Genomic DNA, 8,631 nt, shown 5'->3' with positions numbered 1-8,631 from the left:
ATGCACCACCACGTCGAGCCGTCGCTCGACGCCGGCCTCCTGCTCCGGCCGGTCGCGGAGACGTCGCAGGCCACCCTCGCGTGGCTGCGCGCCACGCCCGACGCGAAGGTCAGCGGTATCGGGCGCGACCGCGAGCGCGAGCTGCTCGCCGCCTGGCACGGTCGCGCCTGACCCGGGACACCCGGCGCGCGCCGTACCCTGCCGATGTGATCAAGTACCTCGGCTCCAAGCGCACGCTGGTGCCGGTGCTGGGGGAGCTGGCCGTCGCGGCCGGGGCGCGCACGGCGCTCGACCTGTTCACGGGCACGACCCGCGTCGCACAGGAGCTCAAGCGGCGGGGCATCGAGGTCACCGCGTGCGACCTGGCGACGTACTCCGCGGTGCTGAGCGACTGCTTCGTCGCCACCGACGCCGCGACCATCGACGACCGCGAGCTCGACACCGCCCTGGCCCGGCTGGACGCGCTCCCGGGCCGGCCGGGCTACTTCACCGAGACCTTCTGCGAGCGGGCGCGGTTCTTCCAACCGCACAACGGTGCGCGCGTCGACGCGATCCGCGACGCCATCGACCGCGACCACCCACCGGGCGACCCGCTGCGGCCGATCCTGCTCACCAGCCTGATGGTCGCCGCCGATCGCGTCGACTCCACGACCGGCGTGCAGATGGCCTACCTCAAGCAGTGGGCGCCCCGCGCCCACCGCGACCTGCGACTCGAGCGGCCGGCGTTGCTGCCCGGAGCGGGCACGACGATCCACGGTGACGCGAGCACGGTGGTCGACGCGGTCGGGCGGGTCGACCTCGCCTACGTCGACCCGCCCTACAACCAGCACCGCTACTTCACGAACTACCACATCTGGGAGACGTTGATCCGCTGGGACGCACCCGAGCACTACGGCGTCGCCTGCAAGCGGGTCGACAGCCGCGACGCCGACACGCACAGCGTCTTCAACAGCCGCCGCACGATGCCGGCGGCCCTGGCCGACGTCATCCATCGGGTCCGCGCGGAGGTCGTCGTCGTGTCCTACAACGACGAGTCGTGGATCACCGCCGACGAGATGACCGGCATGCTGCGCGACGCCGGTCACGACGAGGTCCGCCTGCTCGCGTTCGACCGGAAGAGGTACGTCGGCGCGCTGATCGGCATCCACAACCCGGCGGGCAAGCGGGTCGGGGAGGTGGGCCGGCGCCGCAACGTGGAGCACGTCTTAGTTGCCGGTCCGCGTGACCGCGTCGACGCCGCCGTCGCCGCAGCCGCGCAGCTGGAACCGCTGCCCGGCTAGTCCGGCGACCCGAGCGGCGCCTGCCCGGCACGCCGGGCCTGCGCCGCCGGGACGGTGCTGACGGAGACCAGCTCCTCCCGTCCACCGCCGTTGACGTCGACGGTCAGCACCAGGCCGACGTCCTCGGCGTAGAACTTGTGCTCGAGCACGCCGGGCTCGAGCGCGTTGGTGTCTGCGGTCTGCAGGAGGTCGTCGTACGTCCCCGCTGGGACGCTCGCCGTGCCGTCGAGCGCGAGCACCTCGCCGTTGTCCTCGGCCACGCCCTCGGAGTACTCCTGGCGATAGCTGTCACCGGGCATCGGGTCGGCCGGCATGATCACGCCGGCCAGCGCCTCGTCGACCCCGGCCTCGAACGAGCCCTCGTGCGAGACGAGCTCGCCGTCCTCGAACTCGGCGGTGTCCTCGCCGAGGTACCAGACCGTGCCGTTTTCGTCCTGGGCGTACCAGTCGAGGGTGTCCTCGATGATCTCTCCGTCGAGGGTCACGGTGTCGCGGACCACGCGGGCCTCGACGCCGTTGGCGATCATGCGGGTCTCCGAGGTCGCCGTGACGACGACCTCGAGCACCTCGCCGTCTTCGTCGGTCTCGCGATAGACCCATTGGACGCCCGGCTCGAGCGGGAACCACGGGTTGGTGACGTCCGGACCGAGGTCCGCCGGGTCGAGCTCCCGCGGCTCGTCGGAGCGTGGCAGCTCCGTCGACTCCGCGCCCGGCTCTTCCGCTCCGTCGCCGTCGTCGGACGCGCAGCCGGCGAGCACGGCCGGGAGGAGCACGGCGACCGCGGCCGCCGTACCGCGCTTCATGACCAGTCCTCAGTCGTCGTCAGCGTCGTCTTCTGGGCCGTCGGTCTCGGTCGAGACGACCTGGAAGTCCTCGTCGAGCTGGACGTCGACCTCGGTGCCGTCCTCGAGGGTGACCTCGACCTCGTACTTGCTCTCCTCGTCGTCGACCTCGGTGTCGGTGACCGTGCCGCCGCCGGTCTCGGCGAGGGCGGCCTCCGAGGCCCGTTCGAGATCTGCCGCCGGGATCGGGCGTTCGGTCTCGTCGTCGTCGCCGGAGACCGCGACCGCGGCGCCCGCGATGCCGCCGACCAGCAGGACGGCCGCACCGGCAGCGATCAAGATCCTTGTCCTCTTGGTGCCGGTTCGAATGTTCATGTCCTCGACGCTACGTCGGATCGAGGTCGGTGGCGGGAAACTCTCATCCGTCGCTCATCATCCGCCGCGGCGGCGGCCGGCTCGTCGACCCGCCGCCGCCGCGCGGTGTTCAGCGGTTGTCTCAGTCGTTGTCTCAGTCGTTGTCGTGGTCGTCGTCGTGGTCGTCGTCGGGACCGTCGGTGTGGGCGGAGACGACGTCGAAGTCCTGGTCGAGCCGGACGTCGACCTCGGTGCCGTCGTCGCGGGTGACCTCGACCTCGTAGCCGTTGCCGTCGTCGGCCTCGGTGCTGGTCACCGTGCCGCCGCCGGTCTCGGCGAGAGCGGCCCGCTCGGCGCGGTCGCGCTCGGTCGGCGAGAGCGCCCGGTCGTCAGCGTTGTTGTCGTCACCGTCGTCGTCACCGTCCTCGGGGCCGTCGGTCTCCGTCGAGACGACGCCGAAGCTGTCGTCGAGCTGGACGTCGACCTGGGTGCCGTCGTCGAGGGTGACCTCTACCTCGTACTTGCTCTGCTCGTCGTCCATCTCGGCGTCGGTGACGGTGCCGCCGCCGGTCTCGGAGAGCGCGGCGTCCTCAGCGCGCTCGCGGTCGCCGGCGGGGATCGGCTGGTCGTCGTCGCCGGCGGTGACGGCATATCCGCCGCCTGCGGCGATCGCGATCAGGGCGACGGCGCCGGCGCCGCCGAGGAGGAGCTTGCGGGGGAACTTGCGGGGGAGAGTGTTCGTGTTCATGCCGAGGACGCTAGGAAGCCCAGATGAGGGCACGATGAGCCTCTCATCGGGCATTCATCGGTATCCCTAGAGTTGAGTCGTGCGCGTGTTGTTGGTGGAGGACGAGGCGAAGCTCGCCCAGCTGGTCGCTCGGGGTCTGACCGAGCGCGGCGACCTGGTGACGATCGTCGGGACCGGCGAGGAAGCCGTGGTCGCCGCGTCCGAGGAGGAGGGGTACGACGTGATCCTCCTCGACGTACGCCTCCCCGACATCGAGGGCTTCGAGGTCTGCCGGCGGATCCGCCGCGCGCGGGTGTGGACGCCGGTGCTCATGCTGACCGCGCGCAACGCCGTCGCCGACCGGATCACCGGTCTCGACAGCGGTGCCGACGACTACCTCGGCAAGCCGTTCGCGTTCGACGAGCTGCTCGCTCGGATGCGTGCGCTGGTACGCCGCGGGCCGGTGCCGCGGCCGACCGTGCTCGAGGTCGGCGACCTGCGGCTGGACCCGGCCTCCCGCCGGGTGTGGCGCGGCGACGTCGAGATCGAGCTGTCGGCCCGTGAGCTCGCCCTGCTCGAAGCACTGATGCGTCGCCCGGAGCAGGCCCTGAGCCGCGACCAGCTGCTCGCCAACGCGTGGGGGGCCACTCACGACACCTCGTCGAACGTCGTCGACGTCTACGTCCGCTACCTCCGCGAGAAGATCGACCGGCCGTTCGGGGCCGACTCGCTCCGCACGGTCCGCGGTCTCGGCTACCGCCTGACGGGGAGCGCCAGTGACTGACCACGACCGCGGCTTCGGCTGGTCGCTGCGGGCCCGGGTGGCCGTGGCGTTCCTGGCCACCACGGCCGTGGCGATGCTCGCGCTCGGCGTGTTCGTGCACGTGCGGGTGGAGCACACCCTCGAACGTGGACTGCGCGACCAGCTCGAGGGCGAGATGAAGGGTCTGGCCGTCATGTCCGGCGACGCCCGCCTGCGCGCCGTGCGGCAGTACGCCGGCGACGTCCACGGCCAGGTGCTGACGGAGGACGGCGAGGTCGTGGCGTCCTCGACCGCCGTGGTCGACCGGCTGCTCGGCCCCGACGAGGTCGACGACGGGTACGGCGAGGCTCGGGTGCGGGTGCACGACGACCTCGGCGAGCCCGGCGAGGACCCTGAGGTCGACAACGAGCCGGTGGTCACCCTGGTGCAGACGGTCGACGGCCAGGTCGTCGTGCTCGCCATCGAGCGCGAGGAGGCCGACGAGGCCGTGGAGGCGGTCGGCAAGCAGCTCCTGATCAGCGGACCGATCGCGCTCGCGCTCGCCGGAGCTCTCGGCTACCTCGTCGCCGGGCTCGGCCTGCGCCCGATCGAGCGGATGCGGGCGCGGGCCGCGACCATCTCGGCCCGCAGTGCGGGCGAGCGGCTCCCGGTGCCGGCGGCCTCCGAGCTGCGCCGCCTCGCGCAGACCCTGAACGCGATGCTCGAGCGGCTCGACGAGGGCCTCGAGCGGGAGCGACGGTTCGTCGCGGACGCGAGCCACGAGCTGCGGACCCCGTTGGCCCTGCTGCTGATGGAGGTGGAGCTCGCGCTCGCCACCCCGCGCTCGCAGGAGGAGCTCCTGGACGCGCTGCGCTCCGCCGACCAGGAGGTGCGGCGCCTGATCGCGCTGAGCGAGGACCTGCTCGCGCTCGCCGGTGCGGATGCCGGTCGGCTGCAGCTCCACGCGGAGCAGGTCGACCTCGCGGCGCTCGCCGCCGACGTCGTACGCCGCTTCCAGAGCGCCGCCGACGCGGCCTCCCGCCCGGTCACGTTCGCGGGCGACGGCTCGGCCACCGTGGCGGGGGATCCCGACCGGCTGGGCCGGGTCGTGTCCAACCTCGTCGACAACGCGCTGAAGCACGGGGCGGGTGCCGTCGAGGTGAGGGTGTCTGCCGCCGCCGACGGCGTCTCGCTGGCCGTCAGCGACGAGGGTGCGGGGTTCCAGGAGGAGCGCCCGTTCGAGCGGTTCGCTGCCAAGCACGGCTCGGTCGGGCTCGGGTTGCCGATCGTCGACGAGATCGTCCGGGCGCACGGCGGCCGGATCGAGATCGCCCGCGAGCACGAGCGCACCGTCGTCCGGGTCACCTTGCCCGCGATCGACGCCGTCGGCTGATCGAGCGGTCAGCCGATCGTGGCCGCGTCGTCGATCAGCAGCTGGTCGCCGTCCTGCACCAGCTGGAGGGTGACGGTCTCGGTCCGCTTGCCCTCGTTCTGCTGCTTGTACTCGTAGGTGTAGGTGACCGTCAGCGCCGCCGGGTCGGCCGATATCTCGAGGATCTTCGGCTTCGTCACGGTGCCCCAGAAGTCGGCGTACTCGGGGCTGCGCGCCTGGTAGGAGGGCGTCAGCAGCGCGAAGCCGGCGTCCGGGTCGTCGGCCGCGGTCGAGATGTAGCCGGCCGCGAACTCCTCGAGCTCGGCGGCGGTCGGCGCGGGCTGGGTCTCGGGATCGTCGCTGTCCGTCCGGGAGTCATCGGTCGATGCGGGCGTGCTGTTCGCGGCGTTGGGCGCGGCGGCATCGTCCGGGTCGTCGCCGCCGGTGAAGAGGACGACGCCGATCACGGCGAGCACCGCGACCACGGCCGCTCCGGCGATCCCCACGCGAAGGGCCGTGGAGCCCGACCCCGCGTCGGTCGCGGGGCTGAACGGAGCAGGGGGCGGCAGCATCGGCGCCTGCTCCTGGGTGCTCGTGGGCGACGTGGCAGCGGCGAGCACCTGCGTGCTCTGGATCGGTGGCTGCGGTCGCGCGCGGAGGAACCTCGCCACCTCCTCCATCGGCGGCCGTCGGTCGGGGTCGCGGTCCATCGTGGCTTCGATCAGCGGGGCCAGCCAGCCGGCGTCGGGCAGCCGCGGCGGATCCTCGTGGGCGATCCGGTACAGCACGCCGAGCACGGCGTTGTCGCCGCCGGCGACGTCGTACGGCGGTCTCCCGGAGAGTGCGTGGTAGGCCGTCGCGCCGAAGGACCACACGTCGCTGGCGGGCGTGGCCGACGCCCCGGTCGCCACCTCTGGCGCGAGGTACGCCGGCGAGCCGGTCACCAGCCCGGTCTGGGTGAGGGACGCGTCCTGCACGGCCTTCGCGATCCCGAAGTCCGACAGCTTCACCGTGCCGTCCAGCCCGATGAGGATGTTGGACGGCTTGACGTCGCGGTGGACGATCCCGAGCCGGTGTGCGGTGGCGAGCGCCTCCGCTGCCTGGAGCAGCATGGGTGCGGCCTCGTCCGGGCTGAGGCCGCCGCGGTCGCCGATCATGCTGGCGAACGTGGTGCCGTCGACGTACTCGGTCACGAGCCAGTGGGAGTCGCCCTCGGTCACGAAGTCGAACACCGAGATCACGTTGGGATGGATGACCTGGGCGGCGAGGCGCGCCTCGCGCTCGGCCCGCTCGAGATCGTGGACCGACGCACCCGGCGCGATGCCGATCCGCTTGAGCGCGACCACCCTGCCCAGGACCTCGTCCCGGGCCAGCCAGACCGCGCCGGACGCGCCACGACCGATCTCGCGGTCAAGTGCGTATCTGTCGGCCACCCGGGTGCTGGTCATCTCAGGGGGAGAGTACCCAGCATCGCCCCTCCCACCGTCACCAGCGCGGTCGGCTCAACCGGGTGGGCACCCCGGCCGGTGATGCGGCAGGCTTAGAGGGCACCGCCCCGAACGACCCAGCACCTGGAAAGGACCACCGTGTCCGTCGACCCGACCCTCCTCGACGACCTGGAGTGGCGCGGCCTGCTCGCGCACACCACGGACCGCGACGCCCTGAGCGCCGCGCTGACCGAGGGCAGCGTCCGGTTCTACGTCGGCTTCGACCCGACCGCTCCCAGCCTCCACATGGGCAACCTGGTGCAGCTGGTCACCGCGCGCCGCCTGCAGAACGCCGGCCACACGCCGTTCGCGCTCGTCGGCGGCGCCACCGGCATGATCGGCGACCCCAAGGACTCGGGGGAGCGTTCGCTCAACTCGCTCGAGACCGTGAAGGAGTGGACCGAGCGGGTGCGCGCCCAGGTCGAGCCGTTCCTCAGCTTCGACGGCGACAACGCAGCCACCATGGTCAACAACTTCGACTGGACGTCGACGCTCTCGACGATCGACTTCCTCCGGGAGATCGGCAAGCACTTCCCGGTCAACCGGATGCTCGCCCGCGACGTGGTGCGCACCCGGCTCGAGGCCGGCATCAGCTACACCGAGTTCAGCTACGTCCTCCTGCAGTCGATGGACTTCCTCCAGCTCTTCCGACAGCACGGGGTGATCCTCCAGTTCGGTGGTTCCGACCAGTGGGGCAACCTCACCGGCGGCGTCGAGCTCATCCGTCGCGCCGACGGAGGCAAGGCGCACGCGTTCGCCACGCCGCTGATCACGAAGGCCGACGGGACCAAGTACGGCAAGACCGAGGGCGGTGCACTCTGGCTCGATCCGGAGATGCTCTCGCCGTACACCTTCCACCAGTTCTGGCTCAACGCCGAGGACGAGAAGATCGGCGAGCTCCTGCGGACCTTCACCTTCCTGGATCGGGCGGAGATCGAGGCGCTCGAGGCCCGGCACGCCGAGAAGCCGTTCCTTCGTGAGGCGCAGCGGGTGCTGGCGGACGAGGTGACGACGCTGGTGCACGGCCAGGAGGAGACCGCGCAGGCGAAGGCGGCGGCCGAGGCGCTGTTCGGCGGTGGCGACATCACGGCCCTGTCCAGCGCCACCCTGGCTGCCGCGCTCGCGGAGGCCGGCGCGGTCGACGTCCCCGCTGCTGACGGCATGCCGGGCATCGTCGACCTACTGACGCTGACCGGGCTCGCTGCGAGCAAGGGCGAGGCCCGGCGGACGGTCGCCGAGGGCGGCGTCTACGTCAACAACGTGCGCATCGAGGACGCCGACCACGTGCCCTCCAGCGCCGACCTGATCGCCGGCTCCTGGCTGGTCCTGAGGCGCGGGAAGAAGCGCTTCGCAGGCGTCCAGCTGCGCTGATCCGGGGGGCCGTCCAGCCCTGTGGCGCGGGACACACCACCCCGATTTGTGTCGCGTGGGACTGGTCTGTAATGTTCTCCAAGTCGCCAGGGAGCGGCGGGGAGCAAGATCCAAATCTGCTAGTTCAGAGGGATCGGGCTTCCGGCCCCGAGGCGGCCGCCCACTCTCACCAAACTCGGTGACAACGAACGTGCCACTGGCGGGTTCGAACTTCATCGGGTTCTGGCTGTGCGTGTGGTGACCACAAGCTCGGGATCGACTCCGCGAGGATCGACCCGGTGCGTGTGATGTTTGAGAACTCAACAGTGTGTCATGCAATTTATGTCGTTGTGATTTGTTTTGTCATGGCGTTCTGCATCCGTTTGGGTGTGGGGTGTTGTGGGTTTTTCGGCAAGTCAAATGATTCTGGCGATAGCTAGTTTGTTTGTTTTGTTGGGTTTGAACTTTTTATGGAGAGTTTGATCCTGGCTCAGGACGAACGCTGGCGGCGTGCTTAACACATGCAAGTCGAGCGGT

General features: G+C 70.9%; 8 protein-coding genes and 1 rRNA gene. 5 read left to right on the top strand and 4 right to left on the bottom strand.

The annotated features are described in order from the left end of the window. The first annotated feature begins 206 nt into the window (after positions 1 to 206). Entirely contained in the window at positions 207 to 1,280 is a 1,074-nt protein-coding gene (locus tag H0488_RS19740) for a DNA adenine methylase (protein WP_183100943.1), read from the top strand. Here H0488_RS19740 and H0488_RS19735 read toward each other — a convergent pair. The 3 genes from H0488_RS19735 to H0488_RS23755 all read right to left on the bottom strand — a co-directional run bounded on the left by H0488_RS19735 (position 1,277) and on the right by H0488_RS23755 (position 3,164). Next, positions 1,277 to 2,083, bottom strand: a complete 807-nt coding sequence (locus H0488_RS19735) for a hypothetical protein (RefSeq protein WP_183100942.1) — start codon at positions 2,081 to 2,083, stop codon at positions 1,277 to 1,279. The genes H0488_RS19740 and H0488_RS19735 overlap by 4 nt on opposite strands. 9 nt (positions 2,084 to 2,092) lie before the next feature. Beyond that, positions 2,093 to 2,437 carry a PepSY domain-containing protein gene (locus H0488_RS19730; RefSeq protein WP_183100941.1) on the bottom strand — a complete coding sequence of 115 codons (345 nt, stop codon included), beginning with the start codon at positions 2,435 to 2,437 and terminating at the stop codon, positions 2,093 to 2,095. A 133-nt stretch (positions 2,438 to 2,570) separates the two neighbouring features. Continuing rightward, positions 2,571 to 3,164, bottom strand: coding sequence for a PepSY domain-containing protein (locus H0488_RS23755; protein WP_220794810.1), 594 nt, complete (start codon positions 3,162 to 3,164; stop codon positions 2,571 to 2,573). Between the two features lie 79 nt (positions 3,165 to 3,243). Between H0488_RS23755 and H0488_RS19715 the strand changes: the two genes are divergently transcribed. Then, entirely contained in the window at positions 3,244 to 3,927 is a 684-nt protein-coding gene (locus H0488_RS19715) for a response regulator transcription factor (RefSeq protein WP_183100940.1), read from the top strand. Next, positions 3,920 to 5,278 (top strand): ATP-binding protein, encoded by a 1,359-nt coding sequence (locus tag H0488_RS24360; RefSeq protein WP_183100939.1) that lies wholly within the window; start codon positions 3,920 to 3,922, stop codon positions 5,276 to 5,278. The genes H0488_RS19715 and H0488_RS24360 overlap by 8 nt, the downstream gene beginning before the upstream one ends. 8 nt (positions 5,279 to 5,286) lie before the next feature. Here the strand turns inward: H0488_RS24360 and H0488_RS19705 are convergent, their stop codons facing one another. Continuing rightward, positions 5,287 to 6,705 carry a serine/threonine-protein kinase gene (locus H0488_RS19705; RefSeq protein ID WP_183100938.1) on the bottom strand — a complete coding sequence of 473 codons (1,419 nt, stop codon included), beginning with the start codon at positions 6,703 to 6,705 and terminating at the stop codon, positions 5,287 to 5,289. A 138-nt stretch (positions 6,706 to 6,843) separates the two neighbouring features. Here H0488_RS19705 and tyrS point away from each other — a divergent pair, with 138 nt between their 5' ends. Continuing rightward, positions 6,844 to 8,115 carry a tyrosine--tRNA ligase gene (gene tyrS, locus H0488_RS19700; RefSeq protein WP_183100937.1) on the top strand — a complete coding sequence of 424 codons (1,272 nt, stop codon included), beginning with the start codon at positions 6,844 to 6,846 and terminating at the stop codon, positions 8,113 to 8,115. A 446-nt stretch (positions 8,116 to 8,561) separates the two neighbouring features. Further along, a 16S ribosomal RNA gene (locus H0488_RS19695) occupies positions 8,562 to 8,631 on the top strand; the annotation flags it as partial.

Origin of the sequence: Nocardioides pelophilus, from assembly GCF_014180685.1 — a bacterium.
GTDB lineage: Bacteria > Actinomycetota > Actinomycetes > Propionibacteriales > Nocardioidaceae > Nocardioides > Nocardioides pelophilus.
Note: the sequence above shows the minus strand (reverse complement) of the source record. Positions and strands in the feature narration are given on the sequence as shown.

Coding starts and splice junctions, on each gene's coding strand:
- H0488_RS23755 (WP_220794810.1), bottom strand. CDS start 3,164: ATGAACACGAACACTCTCCCCCGCAAGTTCCCCCGCAAGCTCCTCCTC.
- H0488_RS19730 (WP_183100941.1), bottom strand. CDS start 2,437: ATGAACATTCGAACCGGCACCAAGAGGACAAGGATCTTGATCGCTGCC.
- H0488_RS19735 (WP_183100942.1), bottom strand. CDS start 2,083: ATGAAGCGCGGTACGGCGGCCGCGGTCGCCGTGCTCCTCCCGGCCGTG.
- H0488_RS19705 (WP_183100938.1), bottom strand. CDS start 6,705: ATGACCAGCACCCGGGTGGCCGACAGATACGCACTTGACCGCGAGATC.